At 66.0% G+C, this 23,182-nt stretch carries 19 protein-coding genes; 12 read left to right on the forward strand and 7 right to left on the reverse strand.

From position 1 onward, the window contains the following. The first annotated feature begins 160 nt into the window (after window positions 1–160). From murA to XH87_RS12410, 4 genes are all read left to right on the forward strand, one after another. On the forward strand, window positions 161–1,456 hold the full coding sequence (gene murA, locus XH87_RS12395) for a UDP-N-acetylglucosamine 1-carboxyvinyltransferase (RefSeq protein ID WP_035704386.1): 1,296 nt from the start codon (window positions 161–163) through the stop codon (window positions 1,454–1,456). 213 nt (window positions 1,457–1,669) lie between these two features. After that, complete coding sequence (locus XH87_RS12400; protein WP_271587476.1) at window positions 1,670–3,064, forward strand: MATE family efflux transporter; 1,395 nt, start codon at window positions 1,670–1,672, stop codon at window positions 3,062–3,064. Then, window positions 3,061–3,549, forward strand: coding sequence for a DUF2867 domain-containing protein (locus XH87_RS12405; protein ID WP_271587477.1), 489 nt, complete (start codon window positions 3,061–3,063; stop codon window positions 3,547–3,549). Before XH87_RS12400 ends, XH87_RS12405 begins: the two co-directional genes overlap by 4 nt. Further along, a complete protein-coding gene (locus XH87_RS12410) occupies window positions 3,546–4,196 on the forward strand; it encodes a 2-hydroxychromene-2-carboxylate isomerase (RefSeq protein WP_271587478.1) in 651 nt (216 codons plus the stop codon). Before XH87_RS12405 ends, XH87_RS12410 begins: the two co-directional genes overlap by 4 nt. A gap of 1 nt (window position 4,197) precedes the next feature. Here the strand turns inward: XH87_RS12410 and XH87_RS12415 are convergent, their stop codons facing one another. Beyond that, the gene (locus XH87_RS12415) at window positions 4,198–5,313 is read right to left on the reverse strand and encodes an FUSC family protein (RefSeq protein ID WP_271587479.1); all 1,116 of its coding nucleotides are present in this window, start codon (window positions 5,311–5,313) and stop codon (window positions 4,198–4,200) included. Window positions 5,314–5,431: 118 nt separating this feature from the next. Between XH87_RS12415 and XH87_RS12420 the strand changes: the two genes are divergently transcribed. Then, complete coding sequence (locus tag XH87_RS12420; protein ID WP_271587480.1) at window positions 5,432–6,799, forward strand: MmgE/PrpD family protein; 1,368 nt, start codon at window positions 5,432–5,434, stop codon at window positions 6,797–6,799. A 94-nt stretch (window positions 6,800–6,893) separates the two neighbouring features. Here the strand turns inward: XH87_RS12420 and XH87_RS12425 are convergent, their stop codons facing one another. Both XH87_RS12425 and XH87_RS12430 read right to left on the reverse strand, forming a co-directional pair. After that, complete coding sequence (locus XH87_RS12425; RefSeq protein ID WP_271587481.1) at window positions 6,894–8,363, reverse strand: serine hydrolase domain-containing protein; 1,470 nt, start codon at window positions 8,361–8,363, stop codon at window positions 6,894–6,896. Between the two features lie 206 nt (window positions 8,364–8,569). Next, the gene (locus XH87_RS12430; protein WP_271587482.1) at window positions 8,570–9,622 is read right to left on the reverse strand and encodes an AraC family transcriptional regulator; all 1,053 of its coding nucleotides are present in this window, start codon (window positions 9,620–9,622) and stop codon (window positions 8,570–8,572) included. A gap of 296 nt (window positions 9,623–9,918) precedes the next feature. On the opposite strand from XH87_RS12430, the gene XH87_RS12435 reads away from it, so the two are divergent. Both XH87_RS12435 and XH87_RS12440 read left to right on the forward strand, forming a co-directional pair. Then, window positions 9,919–10,836 (forward strand): pirin family protein, encoded by a 918-nt coding sequence (locus tag XH87_RS12435; protein ID WP_271587483.1) that lies wholly within the window; start codon window positions 9,919–9,921, stop codon window positions 10,834–10,836. Between the two features lie 63 nt (window positions 10,837–10,899). Beyond that, entirely contained in the window at window positions 10,900–11,814 is a 915-nt protein-coding gene (locus XH87_RS12440) for a phosphoribosylaminoimidazolesuccinocarboxamide synthase (RefSeq protein ID WP_271587484.1), read from the forward strand. 35 nt (window positions 11,815–11,849) lie between these two features. Here the strand turns inward: XH87_RS12440 and XH87_RS12445 are convergent, their stop codons facing one another. The 3 genes from XH87_RS12445 to XH87_RS12455 form a co-directional block, all read right to left on the reverse strand. Then, the gene (locus XH87_RS12445; RefSeq protein WP_333909181.1) at window positions 11,850–13,019 is read right to left on the reverse strand and encodes an SbmA/BacA-like family transporter; all 1,170 of its coding nucleotides are present in this window, start codon (window positions 13,017–13,019) and stop codon (window positions 11,850–11,852) included. A 73-nt stretch (window positions 13,020–13,092) separates the two neighbouring features. Next, entirely contained in the window at window positions 13,093–14,586 is a 1,494-nt protein-coding gene (locus XH87_RS12450; protein WP_271587486.1) for an NAD-dependent succinate-semialdehyde dehydrogenase, read from the reverse strand. Between the two features lie 107 nt (window positions 14,587–14,693). Further along, on the reverse strand, window positions 14,694–15,014 hold the full coding sequence (locus XH87_RS12455) for a hypothetical protein (RefSeq protein WP_035704357.1): 321 nt from the start codon (window positions 15,012–15,014) through the stop codon (window positions 14,694–14,696). A gap of 352 nt (window positions 15,015–15,366) precedes the next feature. On the opposite strand from XH87_RS12455, the gene XH87_RS12460 reads away from it, so the two are divergent. Together XH87_RS12460 and XH87_RS12465 are read left to right on the forward strand one after the other, a co-directional pair. Next, entirely contained in the window at window positions 15,367–16,563 is a 1,197-nt protein-coding gene (locus tag XH87_RS12460; protein WP_271587487.1) for a serine hydrolase domain-containing protein, read from the forward strand. A gap of 226 nt (window positions 16,564–16,789) precedes the next feature. Next, a complete protein-coding gene (locus XH87_RS12465) occupies window positions 16,790–18,484 on the forward strand; it encodes an AMP-binding protein (protein WP_271587488.1) in 1,695 nt (564 codons plus the stop codon). 129 nt (window positions 18,485–18,613) lie between these two features. Here the strand turns inward: XH87_RS12465 and XH87_RS12470 are convergent, their stop codons facing one another. Then, on the reverse strand, window positions 18,614–19,615 hold the full coding sequence (locus tag XH87_RS12470; protein WP_271587489.1) for an adenosine kinase: 1,002 nt from the start codon (window positions 19,613–19,615) through the stop codon (window positions 18,614–18,616). A 124-nt stretch (window positions 19,616–19,739) separates the two neighbouring features. Here XH87_RS12470 and murJ point away from each other — a divergent pair, with 124 nt between their 5' ends. The 3 genes from murJ to XH87_RS12485 all read left to right on the forward strand — a co-directional run bounded on the left by murJ (window position 19,740) and on the right by XH87_RS12485 (window position 23,017). Beyond that, on the forward strand, window positions 19,740–21,290 hold the full coding sequence (murJ, locus tag XH87_RS12475) for a murein biosynthesis integral membrane protein MurJ (protein WP_271587490.1): 1,551 nt from the start codon (window positions 19,740–19,742) through the stop codon (window positions 21,288–21,290). 73 nt (window positions 21,291–21,363) lie between these two features. After that, entirely contained in the window at window positions 21,364–22,416 is a 1,053-nt protein-coding gene (gene trpS / locus XH87_RS12480; RefSeq protein WP_271587491.1) for a tryptophan--tRNA ligase, read from the forward strand. A gap of 106 nt (window positions 22,417–22,522) precedes the next feature. Continuing rightward, window positions 22,523–23,017 (forward strand): universal stress protein, encoded by a 495-nt coding sequence (locus XH87_RS12485; RefSeq protein WP_271587492.1) that lies wholly within the window; start codon window positions 22,523–22,525, stop codon window positions 23,015–23,017. Window positions 23,018–23,182 lie beyond the last annotated feature (165 nt).

The raw sequence follows: 23,182 nt of genomic DNA on the forward strand, positions 1-23,182 counted from the left end.
AACCCTGAACCTTCACCACCCGCCATCGCGCGGCAGGACTCTTCGGGCCAACGAGCGGCCCACGGGCGCGACAAGTGCAGAATTGCTACCCTGCTCAATTCTCGGTAGTTTCCGCCTCCGAAGCAGCCCGCCCCACCGCAACAGGACGGAGAGAATCTCAGTGGCGCCCATCCAGTACATCGTCGAGGGCGGTCACCGGCTCTCGGGCTCGATCGAGCCGTCCGGCAACAAGAATTCGGCACTGCCGATCATTGCTGCCGCCCTGCTCACCGAGCATCCGGTTACGCTGGAGAACGTGCCGCGCATCCGCGACACCGAGACGCTGGTCGAGCTGATCCGCTCGGTCGGCGCGTCGGCGGAATGGACTGCCCGCAACACGCTGCAAATCCATGCCAAGAGCATCCGCGCCGCCGATCTCGACCCCGAGCTGTGCGTGCGCATTCGCGCCTCGATCCTGCTCGCGGGACCCCTGCTCGCCCGTTGCGGCGAGGTGATGCTGCCGCCGCCGGGCGGCGATGTCATCGGCCGCCGCCGTCTGGACACCCATGTGCTGGCGCTGGAGCAGCTGGGGGCAAAGGTCACCGCGACCGACCGGCTCGAATTCCGCGCGCCGAAGCTCGCCGGCGCGGACGTGTTCCTGGACGAGCCCAGCGTCACCGCGACCGAGAACGCGCTGGTCGCGGCGGTCGCCGCCGACGGCGTCACCTATCTGCGCAACGCAGCCTCCGAGCCGCATGTGCAGGACCTCGCCAATTTCCTGGTGGCGCTCGGCGCCAGGATCGAGGGCATCGGCACCAACACCATGATCGTGTACGGGCCGGCGACGCTGGGGGAGGCGACCTACAGGATCCAGCCCGACCATATCGAGGTCGGCTCGCTGATCGGGCTTGCCGCCGTGACGCGCTCGCCGCTGCGCATCGTGCGCGCCGGTGTCGAGCATCTGCGCTCGATCCGCATGGGTTTCGAGCGGCTCGGCATCGTCTGCCGGATCGAAGGCGATGATCTCATCGTGCCCTCCAATCAAACCTTGAAGATCCAGGACGATTTCGGCGGGCATGTGCCCAAGCTGGAGGACCAGCCCTGGCCGGCCTTCCCCGCCGACCTGATGTCGATCGCGATCGTCACCGCCACGCAATGCGAGGGCGTGATCCTGATGTTCGAGAAAATGTTCGAATCGCGGATGTTCTTCGTCGACAAGCTGATCGCGATGGGCGCGCGCATCGTGCTGTGCGACCCGCACCGGGCCATCATCGCCGGCCCGAGCCGCCTGCACGGCGCGACGATGACCTCGCCGGACATCCGCGCCGGAATGGCGATGCTGCTCGCGGCCGTCTGCGCCGAAGGCACCTCGACCATCAACAACGCCGACCAGATCGAGCGCGGCTATGAGCGCATCGAGGAACGGCTGAACGCGCTTGGGGCGAAGATCAAGCGCGTGCCTGAGAGGAAGAGCTGAGAACTCTTCGCCTCTCCCCGCCTGCGGGGACAGCGAGGATAGACCGCTTTCCCCCGCGCCCCGGACGCAGCGCAGCATGTCAGTGATGCGCTGCTGAGCCGGGGCCCATGCGGCGAAGAACTGCGCCAGTGGCCTCTGGGTCCCGGCTCGCGCTTCGCGCGTCCGGGACACCTGAGCCATGTTTTCGACGTGTGGCTGTGCTATTGACCGGCCATGCTCGACACCGTCCAACATCATGCGCAGCCGCAAGCCGGCGTGCCGCCGAATCATCTCGCGCAGGAATTCGTCGAGACACTGCGCCTCGCCGTGCCCTTGATGCTGACGCAGCTCGGGCAGATCGCGATGATCACGACGGATCTCGCGCTGATCGGGCGGCTCGGCGAGGATGCGGTCGCCGCGGCGGCGCTGGCGCATACCGTCTATTTCGTCAGCTTCACCTTCGGGCTCGGCTTGATGTCGGCGGTGTCGCCGCTGGCGGCGCAGGCATTCGGCGCCGGCGACGTCAGGCGCATCCGCCGCTCCCTGCGCGTCGGGCTGTGGGTCGCGCTCCTGATCTCGCTGCCGATGATGGCTTCGCCGCTCTATGGCGAGCAGATCCTGCTCGCGCTCGGCCAGGTGCCGCAATCGGCGGCGCTGGCGCAGCGCTATCTCAACGGCCTCGCCTGGGGCATCGCGCCGGCGCTCGGCTTCATCGCGCTGCGCAGCATGATGAGCGCGGTGAACCAGCCGCAGCCGCCGCTGTGGATCACGCTCGCGGCGATCCCGGTCAATGCCGTACTGGTCTACGCCCTGATCCATGGCGTGTCCGGCCTGCCGGAGTTCGGCCTGTTCGGCGCCGGACTTGCGACCACGATCGTCAATCTCGGCACGTTCGTCGCCGCGCTCGCCATCGCGGGGCTGCGCAAGCCGTTTTCGGACTATCGCCCGCTCGCCCGGCTGTGGCGGATCGACTGGCCTCTGATGCGTCAGCTGATCGCGCTCGGCGCGCCGATCTCGTTCTCGCTGCTGCTGGAATATGGCCTGTTCTCCTCGGCCGCGCTGCTGATGGGATTGATCTCGACCACCGCGATTGCCGCGCATCAGATCGCGCTGCAGGTCACCGCCGTGCTGTTCATGGTGCCGCTCGGCATCGGCATGGCGGCGACGGTACGGGTCGGTCACGCCTTCGGCCGCGGTGACCCGGCTGCCGTGCAGCGCGCCGGTCTCGTCGCCGCCGTGCTCGGTATAGCGCTGGTCTCGGCCCTGACCCTCGCCATCATCCTCGGTCGATACGAGCTGGGCCGATTGTTCTTCGGCAGCGGTGAGGTCAGCGCGCCTACGGTCGCGCTGACCGCGACTCTGCTGCTGGTCGGCGCCACCTTCTTCATCGCCGACGGCCTCCAGACCATCGTGGGCGGCGCGCTGCGCGGCATCAACGACACCAGGATGACGCTGCTGTTTGCCGCGATCGGCTATTGGTGCATCGCTTTTCCCGTCGCCTGGGTGCTGGCATTCCACACGGGGCTGGGCGCGGTTGGCGTCTGGGTCGGATTCTCGGTCGGCACGTTCGTCTATGCCGCCTTGCTGATCTTGCGCTTCCGGATGCTGACGCGCAGACTGGCGGAATGACGACGACAGTTCGCGAAGTGACCCCCGAAGTTCAAGCCGACGCGCTGCTGGCCGGCGTGCAGTTCATCGACGCGTTTCGCGTGGAGATCGGCGCGACCGCGATCGATGCCCGCGAGGCCTGCACCAGGATGGTGGTAGACGGGCCGCGGTGGATCGAGATGCTGCTGCGCCTGCGCAACATTCTGGTGAGGCCGTTCGGGCTGAAGACGTCGGGTGAAGGCGCACCGGCGCCCGGCGGCATGATAGGGCTGTTTCCGGTGCTGAGTGAAACGCACGAGCGCCTGGTTGCCGGCTTCGACGATTCTCATCTCGATTTCCGCATCGTGGTCGACGTTTCTGGCAACGCCGCGAGCCGTCGAGTGACCTCGACGACGCTGGTGCGGACGCATAACCTGCTCGGCAGAACCTATCTCACCGTCATCATGCCCTTCCACAAGCTGGTGGTCCGCAACATGATGGGACGGATCGTGGAGCCGGTGCGATGACCTTGTCAGTCGATCTCTTCTTCTCCTTCCGCAGCCCCTACAGCTATCTGGCGCTGCCCAAGACGCTGAAGCTGGTCGAGGATTACGACCTCGAGGTCAATCTGCGCCCGGTCTATCCGCTCGCAGTGCGCGTGCCGGGCTTCTTCAAGAAGGCCAATCCGCAATTTGCGCGCTACGTCGTGCGCGACTCCACCCGCGTGGCGGAATACGAGAAAATTCCGTTCCGCTTTCCCCGGCCTGACCCGATCGTGCAGGACATGGCGACGCTGGAGGTTGCCGCCGGGCAGCCCTACATCCACCGCCTGACCCGGCTGGGCGCCATGGCGCAGCTCGAAGGCCGCTCGCTCGACTTCACCTCCGCGATCGCGCGCGTGCTATGGGACGGCTCGGTGGCGGGGTGGAACGAAGGCGACCACCTCGCACACGCGGCTGAACAAGCCGGCTTCGATCTCGCCGCGATGGATACGGCCATCGCAGCAGATCCGGACCGCTACGAGCAGGTGATCGCGGAGAACGAGAAGGACCACGCGGCATCAGGCCATTGGGGCGTGCCGACCTTCGCGTTCGAGAACGAGCCGTTCTTCGGCCAGGACCGCATCGATCTCCTGGTCTGGCGCATGCAGGGCAAGGGCCTGACCAAGCGGTAGCTTACTCCGCCACCCGCGCGGACTTGCCGGCCGCCGCCTCCGACCATTCGCCGACGACGCGGTCGAGGTCGCATAGATTCTGATGCATCTGCTCCAGCGAGAAACCGAGCGCGAAGAAGCGCTCGGCGGTGTCGCCGGGCTGGCCGCGAATCAGGCCGTCCTGGCGGACAGACGCGACCGCCTCGGCATAGTGCTGGAGCGCGACGTGGACGGGATGGATCGGCGGCGCACCGGCGCCTTCACGCAAGGCCGCGGCGGCGGAGCGGAGGAAGTGCGCGATCACCGTCGAGACCTCCGTCAGCGGCCCCGATAGTCGCGTCTGCACGTCGATCGGCAATGGCACGACCGTCGCCCGGCCGATCATCACGACGTCATGGCGCAGCCGCAGGATCGTTCGCAACAGCGGTCCGGTGTCCGGACCGCTCGACAGGCGCGCGGCGCGCTCGCGCTCGGCTTCGGAGCCGATCGCGTTGAGGCTGACCATCGCCGTGCCGATGCCGTCCTGGATCCGGTGCAGCGCGTCGTTGTCGCGGCCGCGCGTTAGTCCTGCGAGCAGTTCAGTGAAGGCGTCCGCGATCAGTTCGAGCAGCGTCGCCGCGCTGGCGCGGATCTGCCGCACCGCGCGCGAGGGCAGCACCAGGAACGAGACCAGCAGACCCGTGACGGCGCCGACCGCGACCTCGCTGACCCGATCGATCGCCGAGGTCATGGGATCGGAGTGATGCAGGGTAGGAACCAGGAGCACGATCACCGCGGTCACCGTCGCGGCACTGAGGCTCGGATTGATCGCGGCGATGAAGGCGAGCGGCGCGACCGAGAGCACCAGAAGCCCCAGCAGGCCGGCTTCGCTGGAATAAGGGATCAGGATCGCTATGGCGCCGCCGTAGACGGCGCCGCCGATGGTGCCGAGCATGTAGTCGCGCGTCGCCTTCAGCGAGCGGCCGACGCTCATCTGGGTCACGATCAACGAGGTCAGCACCGCCCAGAGCGGCAGCAGCAGATGCAGCGCGGTCGCGATCGCATAGGCCGCAGCCGCGGCCACCGTGACCCGGATCGCCAGCCCCAATTGCGTCCGCCGCGACCTGATGTGGTCGAACAGCTCTTTTCCGAGTGCCATCGAAGTCCCGGTCCGATCCTGGAAGCCAAGCAAAAGCATGGCTGATGCCCGCAGCCCCAAGGCCGCTTGAAAGGCCAAATCAGCCCGCCTAACTTGCGCGCCAAAACGAGGAAACACGATGGCCTTTGAAACCGCAACGCTCGCCGCCTACGTCTTCAACCTGAAATACCAGGATATTCCGGCGGAGGTGCTGGATCGCGCAAAGGTGCTGACGCTGGACTTCCTCGGCAGCGCGATCCGGGCGAGGCGCGAGGCGGAATCGACCCCGTCGATGCTGAAAATGCTGGAGGCGCTGGCGCTCGACACCAGGGGCGAATCGACCGTGTTCGGCGATGCCAAGACCTGGACGCCGGCGGTCGCGGCGCTGCTCAACGGCGCGCTCGGCCATTCCCTCGACTTCGACGACACCCACGCCGATTCCTCGCTGCATCCGAGCGCACCGGTGGTTCCGGCTGCCTTCGCCGTCGGCGAAATGGTGGGCGCGTCGGGCCGCGACGTGCTGACGGCGATCGTTGCGGGCTATGAGGTCTGCTGCCGGCTCGGCAACGCGCTCGATCCGACCTCGCATTACGCGCGCGGCTTCCATCCGACCGCGACGGCCGGCACCTATGGCGCGGCCGCGGCGGCCGGGAAGCTGTTCGGCCTCAGCGAGAAGCAGCTCATCGCCGCCTTCGGCGTCTCCGGCAGCCAGGCCGCGGGCTCGCTCCAATTTTTGGTCAACGGCGCCTGGAACAAGCGCTACCAGGTCGGCGCCGCCGCGATGAACGGCGTGATTGCCGCCACGCTGGCGCGCAACGATTTCGTCGGCGCGACCGAGTCAATTGAGGGCAAGCACGGTCTGCTCGCCGGCTACACCGACGACGCGCATCCGGACAAGGCGGTCGCCGAGCTCGGCAAGACCTACGAAACGATGAAGATCGGCGTAAAGCCCTATCCGAGCTGCCGCTATACCCACGCCGCGATCGACGCGCTGATCGCGATGCGGCGCGAGCACAATCTGACGCCGGACCAGGTCAAGCGCGTCGAGATCGGCCTGCACCGCAACGGCATCACCCTGACCGGCGATGCCGCAACCAAGCGGCATCCGCGCTCGATCGTCGGCGGCCAGTTCTCGATGTTCTTCACCGGCGCGCTCGCGCTCGACCAGGGCTCGTTCGGCTGGGACGACTACAACCGGCTCGGCGATGCCGCGATCGACGCGCTCGCCGACAAGTTCGACGTGGTGCAGGACGATCGCCTCGAGGTCGGCCGCACCCATCCCTTTGGCGCGCGCGTCAGCATCACGACGGACAACGGTGTGCATGAACGGCTCTATGCGGATCCGTCCGGCGAGCCGACCTCGTTCCCCGACACGCAGGCGATGCAGCAGAAATTCCTGACGCTGGCACGCCCGGTGCTGAACGCGCGGGCGGAGAAGTTCGCCGACGCGATCATGACGCTGGAGCGGTTCGACCGCGTGGCCAAGGCGACGGAATTGGGGAGGTAGGGCTCTCTTCTACTTTCCCCGCTTGCGGGAAGAGGCCGGTATCCAAGCGCCAGCTTGGATACCGGGTGAGGGGGACTCGCCGCGAGTCCGGCTCTCACCTTCCTTGCGCAGACTCCCCCTCGCCCCAACCCTCTCCCCGCAAGCGGGGAGAGGGAGAAGAGACGATGCGCGTCGCGGCCACCACATCGCGCACGAGATCGAACACGCCGTCCGCTTCCGGCGGCGCGTTCGGCGAGCGGCCGAGCCGCACGATCACCAGCTTCTCCGACGGGATCACGATGGTGTACTGTCCGATCGTGCCCTTGGCGAAGAAGGCATCGCGCGGCCAACCCTGCGCCACGCGGAACCTCGCACCAAAGCTGTCGCCCTGGTTGGTCCAGAAGCCGGCGCCGATGCCGACCCAGGCGTTTGGTGTCGGCGAGGCCGAGTAATTCACCCAGCCCTCGGGGAGAATGCGCTTGCCGCCGGCGACGCCGTCATTGAGATAGAGCTGGCCGAAGCGCGCCCAATCGCGCGCGGATGCCAGCATCTCGCTCGAGCCTTCGATCGTGCCCGAGCCGTCGAGCTGAAGGACGACATGACGCATGCCGAGGGGTGCGAACAATTCGCGGCGCGCAAAGCGGAGCGCGCCTTCCGGTGTGCCGCCGGCCGCATCGCGGATCAGATGCGAGAGAATGAGCATGTTGCCGTCGTGATAGTTCCACGCCGTGCCCGGCGCGGTCTCGAGCGGGATGCTTTCGGCATAGGCCGCCATGTCCGATTCCACGAACTTCATCCGGTTCACCGGCTCGAAGGCGGAGCCGAGCGACGCCTGCAACGAGCTGCCGAGCGCAAGGCCCGCGGTGTGGCGCAGAAGCTGGTCGACCGTGATGGCATGTCGGGGATCACCGGTATCCTTCCAGGCCGCGACCGGCGCGGGGCCGTCGAGCCTCAGCTTGCCCTGGCGCACCAGCACGCCCATCAGGGCCGAGATGACGGATTTCGTCATGGAGAAACCGAGCAGCGGCGTCTCCGGTCCAATGCCGTCGGCATAGCGCTCCGCGATGACGCGGCCCGACTTCATCACGACCACCGCGCGGGTGCGCCGGTAAGGCGGCTGCGCAGGCTCGGTGAAGGCGCGGTCGAGCGCGGCCGCAAGCTCGGGACTTTGCGGTGGCACGATCGCGGGGCCCGCGATCTCGGGCAGCAGCGCGGGTTGCCTGTCGTTTGCGGGCGGCTCGACGGCGGCGATTCCCACGCCATGGTCGAGCGTGCAGCCGAGCCCCTCGCGATAGGCCGCATGGCTGCGGCCGATGCCGAACAGCGTCACCGTGACGTCCTTGCGGACGCGATCGACCCGGTAGTCCATCGCCCAGGTGATCAGGCCCGTTCCGGGCATCGCGTCATTGGTCTCGGCAAAGTTGCGCCTGACATCGAGGCCGGAGACGAACGTCTCGGAGCAGAGGATGTCGGCGACGAAGCCGGTCGCGACCTTTGGGACATCGCGGGCCCGGGCGGCGCCGAGCGCGAGGCCGGCACAGACGATGGTCGTCGTGAGGAGGGCGATCTTGCGGCGGCGGGTCACGGGCTTTCTCCGGCTTCGGGGCGAGCCGGGAGGAAGCCGGAGGTGCGGATGACGTGCTCGCCGGATTTGAAAAATGGACTGGTCGAAATCGAAGCGGGGCTGGTCGATTCTGGAATAGGTGAGCTATTTCAGATGTCTAGGGAAACGCTGCGGAAACAGCGATCGGCCCCTCGTCCCGCTTGCGGGAAGCGGCGAAGAACAGCCCGTCACGCCGCATTCACCTTGAGCCGCCGGTACTCCGTCGGCGTCACGCCGGTGACCGCCTTGAAAGCGCGGTTGAACGGCCCCAAAGACTGGAAGCCGGCGTCCATGGCGATGGTGATGACGGGGACCTCGGCCTGGGCGGGGTCGGCGAGCGCGGCCTTGGCCTCCTCGATGCGGTGATTGTTCAGGAACATGTTGAAGTTGCGGTAGCCGAGGCGCTGATTGATCAGCCGGCGCAGCCGGTATTCGGGAATCTTCAGCCGGCCCGCCAGCACGCCGATGGTGATGTTCTCCTGGCGATAGACCCGCTCGTCCGCCATCAGCCGCATCAGTGCGTCGATCAGTTTTCGGTCGGCGGATTCATCGAATGCCGCCGGCTTGGCCATTGTCGGCCCAGCCACCGACGCCGGAAACAGATCGGCACCATCGACGCGCATCATCGCACAAGTAAGGATCGCGACGACGCAGGCGAGCGCGCCGGCATTGATCGTGTTGGCAACGTCGCCGGCAGCGCCGCCGATCGCGATCTGGAGCAGCGCATTCAACCCGCCGTACATCGCTGCGGCCAGGACGATGAAGACACGAACGCGACGCCGCCGCTCCACCAGATCGGACGACCACGAAACGATCGTCTGCCCGATCGCAAGCGCGATGAAACCGAGCACGATGAGATTGACCGCAGTCACGGAGAACCGCACGTGGCCGCTTGGTGCAATCCAGACGCACCCCGCGAAACTGAAGGTCGTCACCGCGGCCCAGACCAATCCGTGCCACCAGCGCAACCGAAACTCGTCGTCGAACAGCGCACGCGTGAACAGCCAGAACACGACGATGTTGCCTGTCGACAATGCAATCAGCGGCGCGTGCCAGCCCGCGACCAGCGAAGAGGCGCCGATGGAATAGCTCGCAGCATGCGCGGCCGAGCCCAGCGCGAACGCCGCGCCGAGCCGGGCTGCCAGCACATTGCGAAAGTCCGAGAGCAGTGACGCAGCCAGCACCAGCAGCAGTGCCACGCTGGCGGCGCGAAAGGCGAGCTCGGTTGCGGCAAGGGTCATCGGCTGGGGCGAACCGTCGCGGTTGAAGGCAGCCGAACATCGGTTGTTGCGCTTGCTTTTTCAAGGACCATCCTCATCCCAGGGTTAGCGCAGTCTCACTCTCCACTGTCATCGCCCGGCTCGACCGGGCGATCCAGTACACCGAGACAGCAGTGGTCGAATCGATCGGCCTCGGCGGACTGGATGCCCCGGTCAAGCCGGGGCATGACAGCGGAGTCTGGGGTGGGCTTCGTCGCGACGACGCTGCAAATTCCTGCTAGGCTCGCGTCCAACAAAGCCCAACAAGGAGCCTACCCATGAGCTGGCAACCCTCCAACGATCCCGTGCTCGGCGATCCCATGTCCTGCGATGCGCTCGATCTCGTCATCGTGCCGCGCACGCGCGATCTCGGCGACGGCTTCGCCGTGCGGCGGGCGCTGCCGCATGGCAAGCGGCAGATGGTCGGGCCCTTCATCTTCTTCGACCATTTCGGGCCGGTGCAGTTCGTCTCGGGCAAGGGCATGGACGTGCGGCCGCATCCGCATATCGGGCTTGCCACCGTCACCTATCTGTTCGACGGCGCGATCATGCACCGCGACAGCGAGGGCAACGTCCAGGAGATCGCGCCGGGCGCGATGAACTTGATGACGGCCGGGCGCGGCATCGCCCATTCCGAACGCACGCCGGATGCGCAGCGCGCTTCGGGACAGAAGATGCTGGGCCTGCAAAGCTGGATCGCGCTGCCGGCCGGAGCGGAAGAGATCGCGCCGTCGTTCCAGCATTACGCCGCCGGCGACCTGCCGATGATCTCCGAGCGCGATTTTACGGCACGCGTGATCGCGGGCTCGTCGTTCGGCATCGCCTCGCCCGTCACGATGGTGTCGCCCTGGTTCTACACCGAAGTCACGGCAGTCGCGGGCGCCACGGTGCCGCTCGATCCTGATCATGAGGAGCGCGCGATTTACCTGGTGGACGGCGAGGTCGAGATCGCGAACGAACGTTACGAGGGCCCGCGGCTGCTGATCTTCCGGCCCGGCGACCACATCACCGTGAAGGCGCTCAGGGCGACGCGGATGATGTTTCTCGGCGGCGATGCGCTCGAAGGCCCGCGCCACATCTGGTGGAATTTCGTCTCCTCCAGCAAGGAGCGGATCGAGCAGGCCAAGCAGGACTGGAAAACCGGCCGCTTCGCCGCAGTTCCGCAGGAACATGAGTTCATTCCGCTGCCGGAATAGGCTAATCCGGTTTCCGGCCGCGCGACCAGGCGCGGCCGGATTCCTCGTGCGAAGGCTTTGTCGATGACCACCATGCTCTCCAGCGACCTGCCCCTGCCCAAGATCGGACGCGGCAAGGTGCGCGATATCTACGCCGTCGACGAAGACCGCCTGCTGCTCGTCACCACCGACCGCATCAGCGCCTTCGACGTGGTGATGGGCGAGACCATTCCGATGAAGGGCGCGGTGCTGACGCAGATCAGCGCGTTCTGGTTCAATGAGCTCGAAGGCGTGGTGCCGCACCACATGATCAGCGCGGACACCGACGAGATCGTCGCGGCCGTGCCGGCGTTGAAGCCGCACCGCACCGAGATCCTCGGCCGCGCCATGCTATGCAAGCGGACCACCGTGTTCCCGATCGAATGCGTCATCCGCGGCTATCTCTCAGGCTCCGCCTGGAAGGAATATGCTGCGAGCGGCACGCTGGCCGGCGAGAAGCTGAAGGCGGGCCTCGTCGAGAGCGAGAAGCTGGAGCCTGCGATCTTCAGCCCGGCGACCAAGGCCGAGAGCGGCCACGACGAGAACATCACCATCGCGAAGATGCGCGCGGTGGTCGGCGACGAGGTCGCCTACACGCTCGAGAGCATGACGCGCGCGATCTACACGCTCGGCGAGGAGCTGGCGCGCGAGCAGGGCATCATCATCGCCGACACCAAATTCGAGTTCGGCCGCGACAAGGACGGACGCATCATCCTGATCGACGAGGTGATGACGCCGGATTCCTCGCGCTTCTGGGCAGTGGACGCCTACAGGCCCGGCCAGCCGCAGGCTAGCTTCGACAAGCAGCCCCTGCGCGACTATCTCGACGTCGAGCGCCGCGCCGGCCGCTGGAACGGCGACGCCCCGCCGCCTCCACTGCCGGCCAGCGTCGTCGATGCAACCAGCAAACGATATCTGGAAGCGTATCGGCGCGTGACGGGCGAAGAGCTGAAGATTTAGCGCGCACCTTGTCGACCGGGCGCGACGCGCTCGTCTCAAGCGTCCGACGGCGCAATGCGGTTGGCAGGGATCGATCGATGCCCCGCATCGGCGTCGGGCGGGTGATCCGCATCCAGCGCCAGCAGGAGCTCGGCAACCCGGTTGGCGGAGGCGGTCCATTCCGCGAGCTTGGCATAATTGTCCGTGAACCAGTTGAACGCGGTCTGGACCACGACGAATGCCGCTGAAGCCTGAACCACTTCGCCCAGCGTCATCGTGTCGCCAAGGTACTTGGGGAGGCAAAGCAGGAGGCCGACCACCGGCGTCACCAGAAGCCCCGTATAAGTGACCAGCGTCATCCGCATCAATTGCCAGCAGTAGATTCGCCAGATCGCAATCACGGCTTTCAAGGCAGCGCCAACGGCGTGACGGCCGTTCATGCCGGGCTCCTGCACCACCTTGCCTTCGCCGATCTCGCGCACATGTGTTCCAATCGCCCGCAGTTCGGCTTCCATGCGCTTGTTTTCCTCGATGACCCGCGTCAGGCGGCCGGCCGTCAGCCAGATGCCGATCACCAGCAGTGCGGAATACGCGATCACGGCGAGGACGAGGTAACCGGGAATCGCAAAGGCGATTCCGTCGAAATCGATTGCCAGGCTGCCGCCGACCGACCATAGCACCCGGACGAAGGTTGCGATCGTGAGCACCGATTGAAGCAGGCCGGTGACCAGATCGATCGGGAGGTCGGTCGCGACCTTGGCATCTTCGGCGATGCGATACTCCGGTGCCTCGTGATGTCCCTGGATTGCGTTGCGCCTCGGAAGACGATGATCCGCCAGCCAGTCGCTATAGAGGCGGTTGCTCAGCCACTCGCGCCAGGAACGCTGCAAAGTCATGCGCGCCCATACCGAGAACACGGTCAAGGCGATGCTCGCCGCCGCCAGCGGCAGAAAGCGGAACGCCTGGGACAGAAGTTCCGCCTTGTCCTTCCGGCCAATGGCATTGAAGAAGTCACGATTCCAGAAGTTGAGACCGTACTGCGTCAGGAGTTGCAGGATGACGTTGACGATCAATGCGACCACCAGAAGCCACGCTGTCCACGCCGTTGGTCCGCGCCAGTATCCCGAGGCACTCTGCCAGAATCGGCCCAAAAGCTGCTTTTCACCCGGAACGAAAGAGATCCTCGTCAGCATTCGCGAGCCGCAACCCTGCGCGCGCGCCACCATATGATGCCGCTCGCGCCAAGCTATGCTGTCTCGCCCGGTGGCTCTTGATCTGCGTCAAGCGACGAGCCGGCGGCTACACCCCCGCCATCATCACGTATTTGATCTCGACATATTCTTCCATGCCGTGATGCGAGCCTTCTCGCCCCAGACCGCTTTCCTTGACGCCGCCGAAGGGCGCGACCTCCGTGGTGATGAGGCCGGTGTTGACGCCGACCATGCCCGACTCCAGCGCTTCGGCGACGCGCCAGACGCGGCCGAGATCGCGGGAATAGAAATACGAGGCAAGGCCGAAGGGCGAGGCGTTGCACATCGCGATGACGTCAGCTTCGTCCTTGAAGCGGATCACGGGTGCGAGCGGACCGAAGGTCTCCTCCTGCGACACCAGCGAATCCGCCTTGACGTCGGCGAGCACTGTCGGCTCGAAGAACGAGCGTCCAAGCTCGCTGCGCTTGCCGCCGGTCACGACCTTGGCGCCGCGCTTGACGGCATCGGCGATGTGGCGCTCGACCTTGTCGACCGCCTTCATGTTGATCAGCGGCCCTTGCGTGACGCCGCTCTGGGTGCCGTCGCCGATCTTCATCGCCGCGACCTTCTTCGACAGCTTCTGCACGAACTCGTCGTAGATCTTGTCCTGGGCATAGAGGCGGTTGGCGCAGACGCAGGTCTGGCCCATGTTGCGGTATTTCGAAACGATCGCACCTTCGACCGCGGCGTCGATGTCGGCGTCGTCGAACACCACGAACGGCGCATTGCCGCCGAGCTCGAGGCCGAGCCGCTTCACGCCGACGGAAGCCTGCTGGTAGAGGATCTTGCCGACCGCGGTCGAACCGGTGAAGCCGACGAAGCGCACCGCCGGGTGCTCGCACAGCACCTTGCCGATCGGCGGTGCGTCACCCGTGATGATGTTGAGCACGCCCTTGGGAATGCCGGCCTTCTCGGCGAGCACGGCCAGCGCCAGCGCCGACAGCGGCGTCTCGTTGGCCGGCTTGAGCACGACGGTGCAGCCGGCCGCGAGCGCCGGCGAGACCTTGCGGGTGATCATGGAGTTCGGGAAATTCCACGGCGTGATCGCACCGCAGACGCCGATCGGCTGCTTGATCGCGAGCAGGCGCGCATCGGGCCGCTGGGTCGGGATGGTCTCGCCATAGACGCGTCGCGCCTCCTCGGCGAAGAACTCGATATAGGCGGCGCCGATATCGACCTCGCCGAGCGCCTCGGTGAGCGGCTTGCCCTGCTCGGAGGTGAGGATCAGCGCGAGATCCTCGCGGTTGGCGATGATCAACTCGAACCATTTGCGCAGGATGTTGGAACGCTGCTTGGCGGTGTGCTTGGCCCAGGCCGGGAAGGCGCGCTCGGCGGCTTCGACCGCCTTGGTGGCATCATCTGCCGACAATTGCGGAACCTTTGCAAGCTCGACGCCGGTCGCGGGATTGTTGACGGCAAACACCGGCGTGCCGACCCAGGCGCCGTCAATGTAGCAAGCTTCCTTCAGGAGCGACGGATCCTTCAGCCGGTCGCGCAAATCGGACCTGGCTTGCGTGGCGCGTGCGGCGGCGGTCTGGGTCATGGCGTTACTCCCTAAGGCGATCGGATCGGGCCGGAATATAGGGGCAGACGGCGCGCAATGCACCGCCCGGCAACGCACATCAGATGGGGGTTAAACTGGCAGCGGCCTTACGCCGCGCCGCTCATATAGGTCTCGCGGCGGCCGATCATGCGCTCGGCCGCCGCCTTGGCATCGGCCTTCGTGGACGTCGCGCAGGTCCGGTATTCGAGATCGGGAACGTCGGACCTGTCTCGGCGGCCGAACCATGACTTCGAGCCGACCGGCAGCAGAGCCAGCGCCTGCGCCAGATTGTCGACCGCGCCGAAGGAATAGAGTGCGCCGGTGCCGGCGATGCGGACCTCGTAAATGCCGGGCGAAATCGGCGCCTCCAGGTTGTCGCCGCGTCCCTGACGGGGATAGCGCTTCCATTCGCTCCAGGTCGAAATCATCTGATGTCCCCCTCGCCACCCATCCACGGACGGCAACAATTTGGATCAAGTCTTAATCGGCCCATGGATTCGGACCGAGTGCTGAACGCGGCAGCTCACGAAATGTTTCAGGCGTCCGAAGACACGCGAAACAGATCGTCTGGAGCCCCATCCAGGATGAGGGCGACGCATGACCATCCACCGCAGATTGTGATGATGCATCGCCGTTCAGCCCCGTTGTCGTCCTGCGCGAGATCAAGACCGTCAAGTCACGACATCGCGACCGGTGCAGGTCCATGGATGCACTTGCCGGGCCGAGCATACGGAGGGACAATCGATCGCTTCCAACAATAATCAAACCCGAGGAAACGCCATGCAAAGCCAAGCACTCATCGATGAGATTCTGCGTCAGAAGTGCGAGACCAAGGAGATTCCGGGCGTCGTCGCCATCGCCGCGAGCGGTAACGACGTGCTGTATCAGGGCGCATTCGGCAAGCGCGACCTGTCCAAGCCCGACGCGATGACCGATGACAGCGTGTTCTGGATCGCCTCGATGACGAAGGCGGTGACGTCAGCGGGCGCAATGCAGCTGGTCGAGCAGGGCAAGCTGTCGCTGGATGCGCCGATCGGCGATGTGTTGCCCGATCTCGCCAGGCCGCAGGTGCTCGAAGGCTTTGATGCCAAGGGCGATGCAAAGCTGCGCCCGGCGAAGGGACCGATCACGCTGCGCCAGCTCATGACCCACACCGCCGGCTTCTGCTACAATATGTGGAACGGCGATCTCGCGGTCTATCTGGACAAGAACGGCATTCCCGCCATCACCACCTGCCAGAATGCGGCACTGAAGACCCCGATCATGACCGACCCCGGCACGCGCTGGGAATACGGCACCAACATCGATTTCGTCGGCAAGGCGGTGGAGGCCGTCAGCGGCAAGCGGCTCGACGCTTACCTGCGCGACAATCTGTTCAGCCCGCTCGGCATGAGCGACACGGCGTTCAAGATCACCGACGACATGCGGAAGCGCCTCGTCGGCATGCACGCGCGCGGCGAGGACGGCCAGCTCGCATCGATCCCGTTCGAGCTCGAGCAGGAGCCGGAATTCCACATGGGCGGCGGCGGCCTGTACTCGACCGCAGCCGACTACATCAGGTTCACCCAGATGATCCTCAACAAGGGCCGCGGCAACGGCAATCAGGTGCTGAAGGCCGAGACCGTCGCGACGATGGGGCAGAATCACATCGGCGACCTCGCCATGGGCAAGATGACGACGGCGGCACCGATGTACACCAACGACGTCGATCTCTATCCGGAGCAGGTGAAGAAGTGGGGCCTCAGCTTCATGATCAACACCGCGAAGACCGCCGAAGGTCGCAGCGCCGGCAGCCTCGCCTGGGCAGGGCTCGCCAACACCTACTACTGGATCGATCCGGCGCGCGACGTCACCGGCGTGATCCTGATGCAGCTGCTGCCGTTCGCCGATGCGAAATGCCTGGAGGCGTTCGCGGGATTCGAGCGCGGGGTTTACGCCGGGCTCGATGCTGCCGGAAGCGGGCAGAAGGCGGCGTGAGGGAGAGCCGAGCTCTCTCACCACACATCATGGCCGGGCTCGTCCCGCCTGCGCGGCCGAAGCCGCTTCGGCGCGGCGAAGGCCCGGCCATCCACGTACAACCGTGCGACACAAATACGTGTATGCCCGGACATGGGCGAGCGAAGCGACGCCGTCCTTGGCACGGCTATCCTCGGGCATGACGATGGAGAGACCGTGCCGAGCATTTTGAAGAAAGGATTTCGACTTGGCCGATAAAGCGGACAGCTACGTTTGCGGCATCTCGGACGCGCCGCTGCTCGGCGACACCATCGGTCGCAGCCTCGACCAGGCGGTGCGCCGTTGGGGCGATCGCGAGGCGCTGGTTTCGCCCAGCCACGGCGTCAGATGGACCTGGAGAGAATTCGCCGAACGGGTCGATGCGCTCGCCGCGGGCTTTCTCGCGCTCGGGCTCGAACGCGGGGAGCGGATCGGCATCTGGTCGTTGAACCGGCCGGAATGGACGCTGACCCAGTTCGCCGCCGCCAAAGCCGGCCTGATCCTGGTGACGATCAATCCCGCCTACCGGCTCAGCGAGCTGGAATTCGCGCTGAAGAAGGTCGGCTGCGCGGCCATCGTCACCGCCACCGTGTTCAAGACCAGCAATTACATGGAGATGCTCAACACGCTGCTGCCGGAGCTGGCGGACGCCAGGCCCGGACAGTTGCAGGCGGCGCGATTGCCGGCCTTGCGGATGGTGATCCAGATCGGCGGCCCGGCGGCCTCAGGCACTGCCGCGTTCGAGGAAGTCGCGCGCATGGGCCGGGCACAGCATCGCGAGCAGCTTGCCGCGCTCGGCGCCGCCCTGCAATTTGACGACCCCGTCAATATCCAGTTCACCAGCGGCACCACGGGATCGCCCAAAGGCGTGACGCTGACCCACCACAACATCCTCAACAACGGCTATTTCACCGGCCGCGCGATGCGCCTGACCGAACAGGATCGCATCTGCATTCCGGTACCCCTCTATCATTGCTTCGGCATGGTGATGGGCAACCTTGCCTCGGTCACGCTCGGCACCACCATGGTCTACCCGGGCGAGGGCTTTGATCCGCTCGCGACGCTGCGTGCGGTCGAGCAGGAGAAATGCACCGCCCTGTACGGCGTGCCGACCATGTTCATCGCCGAACTCGATCACCCCGAGTTCAAGACGTTCAATTTGAAATCACTGCGCACCGGCATCATGGCCGGCGCGCCCTGCCCCATCGAGGTGATGAAGCGCGTCAACACCGAGATGAACATGCGCGAGGTCACTATCGCCTATGGCATGACCGAGACCAGCCCGGTCAGCTTCCAGAGCGCAACCGACGATCCGCTCGAGCGGCGCGTCTCCACGGTCGGCCGCATTCACCCGCATGTCGAGGTGAAGGTCGTCGATCTCGAAGGCAGGATCGTCAAGCGCGGCGAACGCGGCGAGCTCTGCACCCGCGGCTACAGCGTCATGCTGGGCTATTGGGAGGAGAAGGAAAAGACCGCCGACGTGCTCGACGCCAATGGCTGGATGCATACCGGCGACCTCGCCACCATAGACGACGAGGGCTATTGCAACATCGTCGGCCGCATCAAGGATCTGGTGATCCGCGGCGGCGAGAATCTCTACCCGCGCGAGATCGAGGAGTTTCTGTACCGTCACCCCAAGATCCAGGACGTGCAGATTTTTGGCGTCGCAGACACCCGGTACGGCGAGGAGCTCTGCGCCTGGATTCGCGTCAGGCCGGGCGAAACGCTGACGGCCGAGGAGGTCCGCGCCTTCTGCGACGGCCAGATCGCCCACAACAAGATCCCGCGCTATGTCGAATTCGTCGATGAATTCCCGATGACGGTGACGGGAAAGATCCAGAAATTCGTGATGCGCGACGCGGTGGAGCAGCGGCTGGGATTGAAGGCGGCGAAGACGGCGTGAGCTACACCGTCATTGCGAGTTTAGCACCGGCCGAGGGCCGACCCCTCTTGATGTAGTCCAGAGTCTTTCCGCTGAGACAGACTGGATTGCTTCGCTACGCTCGCAATGACGGAAAGAGTGGCGAGAGCCCTACGCGGTCAACCTGCGCTGCTGCGCCAGCTCCTTGAGCGACACCTGCGGACGCGCGCCGATGTGCTGGATGACTTCGGCGGCTGCGAGTGCGCCGAGCTCGCCGCACTGCTTGTAGGCAAGATTGCGCGCCAGGCCATACAGGAAGCCTGCAGCGAAGAGATCGCCGGCGCCGGTGGTGTCGACCACCTTGTCGACCGGGAAGGCCGGCGCGGCAACGGCGTCTTCCACCGAGACCACCATGCAGCCCTTCTCGCTGCGGGTGACGATTCCGAGATTGACGTCGTTGCGCAGCTGCTTCAGCGCGGTGTCGAAGTCCGAGGTCATGTAGAGCGAATGCAGCTCCGACTCGTTGGCGAAGACGATGTCGACGGTGCCGTTGCGCATGAGCGAGAGAAACTCGTCGCGATAGCGGTCGACGCAGAAGGAATCCGAAAGCGTCAGCGCCACCTTGCGCCTGGCGTCATGGGCGATCCTGGCCGCCTTGACGAAGGCGTCCTTGGCGTTCTTGGGGTCCCAGAGATAGCCCTCGAGATAGACGATTGCGGCGCTCGCGACCTCGGCCGGGTCGATGTCGGCGGGCGACAAATCCTGCGCCGCGCCGAGATAGGTGTTCATGGTCCGCTCGCCGTCGCCGGTGACCAGGATATAGGAGCAGCCGGTGGCGGGGCCGTCCGTGGCGGCGGGCGTGTTGAAGGCGACGCCGGCTGAGCGGATGTCGTGGACGTAGAGCTTGCCGATCTGGTCGTCCTTGACCTTGCCGACATAGGCGGCGCGTGCCCCCAGGCTGCCGATGCCGACGATGGTGTTGGCAGCCGAGCCGCCCGAGACCTCGGTGGCCGGACCCATGTCCTTGTAGATGGCAGCCGCCCGCGCCTCGTCGATCAACGACATGCTGCCCTTGGCCATGCCGTGCCTGGCCAGAAAGGCCTCGTCGGTCCTGACCAGTACGTCGAACAGCGCGTTGCCGATGCCGAGAACGTCATATTTCACGTCAGCCATTCACCTTGATCCTGTTTGCCGGATTGCGATACCTGCGGAGATCCGCTTCCTGTCGGCCTGAAATCTGGCCCGCGGCCTATCACGACCGGGCCGGCACGGGCAAGCAACGGTATTCTCGAGAGCAATGATCCGCTCCTTCCTCACCGTCTCAACGGGAACATTGGGCTCGCGCCTGCTGGGTTTTGCCCGCGATTCCCTGATCGCGGCGCTGCTCGGCACCGGCGCCGTCGCCGACGCGTTTCTGGCGGCGTTTCAGCTCGTCAACGTGGTACGCCGGCTGCTCAGCGAGGGCGCGCTGAATGCGGCGCTGATCCCGGCCTGGCTGCGTATCAGGGACCGCGACGGAGCCGTGGCGGCGGCGGCATTCGCCGGCCGCGTGCTCGGCACGATCAGCGCGGCCCTGATCGCGATCTCGATCGGCATTGCGCTTCTGATGCCGCTGGTCATCACGGTCATCGCGCCGGGATTCCTCGGCAGCGGCACGCTCGATCTCGCGGTCCAGAACGCGCGGCTGATGCTGCCTTATCTCGCCTTCGCCGGTCCCGTCACCGTACTGATGGGACTGCTCAATGCGCAAGGGCGCTTTGCCCTCACCGCGTTCTCGCCTCTGCTGTTCAATATCGCGCTGATCGCCGCGATCTTCATGCTGCTTGCCTGGCATGCCGACGCCGGTCTCGCTGCGTGGATGCTGGCCGCCACCGTCGGCGCTGCCGGCCTGCTGCAACTGCTGATGCTGCTGTCGCAGCGAAGCGCGCACCTGGCGACGCCGCTGCGCGCGAGCTTCGATACGGAGATGCGCGGCTTCTTCGCCAAGGCGATTCCCGGCATGATCGCAAGCTCGGGCCCGCAATGGCTGATGGTCGCGGGCGCGATCATCGCCTCGGCGACGCCATCCGCGGTGTCCTGGCTCTATTTCGCCAACCGCCTGATCGAGCTGCCGCTCGGCATCGTCGGCGTCGCCATGGGCACGGTGCTGGTGCCGGAGCTGACGCGCGCCGTCGCTGGCTCCGATAGGGAGGCGGTGGCGCATGCCGAATCGCGCGCGCTGGAGCTGGCGACCGGGCTGGCGCTGCCCGCCACGCTCGGCCTCATCGTGCTGGCCGAGCCGATCGTGCGGCTGCTGTTCGAGCACGGCGCCTTCGGCGCCGAGGACAGCATGGCGACCGCGCACGCGCTGATGTGGCTGGCGCTGGGCCTGCCGGCGCATGTGCTGATCAAGGCGCTGTCGCCGGCCTTTTATGCCCGCAGCGACACGATGACGCCGCTGCGGGCCATGGCCAAGGGCTTTGTGGTCGCTGTCGTGCTCGCCGTCCTGCTCGGCCATGCCTTCGGCACGAGCGGGATCGCCGCCAGCATCGCGGCCGGCGCCTGGAGCAGCGCGCTCTCGCTGCTCCGCAAGGGCACGAGCGAGTTCGGCTTCTCGGTCGATGCGAGCGCCCGCAGGCGGCTGCCGCGGATCGTGCTCGCCGCTGCTGCCATGGGCACTCTGCTCTGGCTGACGGCAGGACTTGTGCCGGCAGGGGCCCACGGCTTCATCGAATTCATCGCGCTCGGCGCGCAGATCGCGGCCGGAATCGCCGTCTACGGCTTGCTGCTGCAGATCTTCGGAGCGGCTTCCTGGCGGGAAGCGGTCAACGCCCTGAAGCGGCCTGCCCCGCACGACCGGCACGACTGACCTCGCGAATTGCCCTTGACGGGGCAGCGCCGCTGTTGGAAACGACGGCCAAATACCTATGGGAAGGCTGACCATGCCATTCGTTGAACGGGTCTTTTCGGGCGTCCAGCCGACGGGCAATCTGCACCTCGGCAACTATCTCGGCGCGATCGTCAACTTCGTGAAGATGCAGGAAACCCATAACTGCATCTATTGCGTCGTCGACATGCACGCGATCACGCAAGGCGTCGACGTCTGGGGCGGCCCGGCCGAGCTCACGCGCAGCACCCGCGAGGTGACCGCCGCGTTCATCGCCGCCGGCATCGATCCCAGGAAGCACATCGTGTTCAACCAGAGCCAGGTCTCTGGCCATGCCGAGCTCGCCTGGATCTTCAACTGCGTCGCCCGCATGGGCTGGCTCGGCCGCATGACCCAGTTCAAGGAGAAGGCCGGCAAGGACCGCGAGAACGCGTCGGTCGGGCTGTTCGACTATCCCGTGCTGATGGCCGCCGACATCCTGCTCTATCGCGCCACCCACGTTCCGGTCGGCGAGGATCAGAAGCAGCATCTCGAGCTCTCGCGCGACATCGCGCAGAAGTTCAACAACGATTTCGGCGATTCCATTCGTGCCCAGGGCAACAATGACGGCCTGTTCTTCCCGCTGCCGGAACCCCTGATCACGGGCCCGGCGACGCGCGTGATGAGCTTGCGCGACGGCACCAAGAAGATGTCGAAGTCGGATGCCTCGGACAATTCGCGCATCAACCTCACCGACGACGCCGACACCATTGCGCAGAAGATCCGCAAGGCGAAGACCGATCCGGAGCCGCTGCCGACGGAGGAAAAGGGCCTGGAAGCCCGCCCCGAGGCCGACAATCTCGTCGGCATCTTCGCCGCGCTCTCCGGCCGCTCCAAGGCCGAGGTGCTCCGCGATTTCGGCGGCGGCCAGTTCTCCAGCTTCAAGAACGCGCTGGCGGAGCTGTGCGTCACCAAGCTCGCGCCGATCGCCGGCGAGATGAAGCGCCTCGTCGCCGACCCCGGCCATATCGACGCGATCCTCATCGACGGCTCCGACCGGGCCCGTGCCATCGCCGACGAGACCATGAAGCTCTCCAAGGACATCGTCGGCTTCATCCGCCGTCGCTAAGGCGCGCTTCGCAACACCGGCTGGCGCCACGGCGCCCGCCGCTTCGCCTCTCCCAAACATCGCGGGAGTGTGGCAGCATGCCGGTCGTGCACATTCCGGGACATGCATGACCAGCAAGCGACTTTGCTACGAGCCGGGTCACAAGCCCAAATGCCTCGTCATCGTCGACGACACCGCCGAATGGGATCGCGCGGTCTACTATGCCAGCCGCTGGGCGATCCGCGCCGGCGGCGGCGTGGTGATGCTGCGCATCATCGAGCCTGAGCAGCAGAGCCAGGAATGGCTTGGTGTGGCCGACATCATGCGCGCCGAGGCACAGGAGGCGGCGGAGGCCGCGCTCGACCGCGCCGCCGGCCGCGCCAACGGCATCGCCGCGATCACGCCGGAACGGGTGATCCGGGAAGGCGCGCCGATGGAACAGCTGCTTGCAGTGATCGATGAGGACCCCGACATCGCCGTGCTGGTGCTCGCCGCCAATCCCGGCGCGGAGGGTCCGGGGCCCCTGGTCTCGCTGCTCGCGCATGAGCTGGGCACGTTCCCGGTGCCGGTGACGATCATCTCCGGCGCGCTGAGCGACCAAAGCGTGGATTCGCTGTCCTAGCGACGCTGCTTCTTACCCTCCCCTGGAGGGGGAGGGTCGGCTCATGTTGGGCGAAGCGAGACATGAGACGGGGTGGGGTGACGGTCTCTCCGCATCCGACACTGCCCGAGTGGAGAGATCACCCCACCCCGCTCGCGCTTTGCGCGATCGACCCTCCCCCTCCAG

This window comes from Bradyrhizobium sp. CCBAU 53415 (assembly GCF_028128735.1).
Lineage (GTDB): Bacteria > Pseudomonadota > Alphaproteobacteria > Rhizobiales > Xanthobacteraceae > Bradyrhizobium.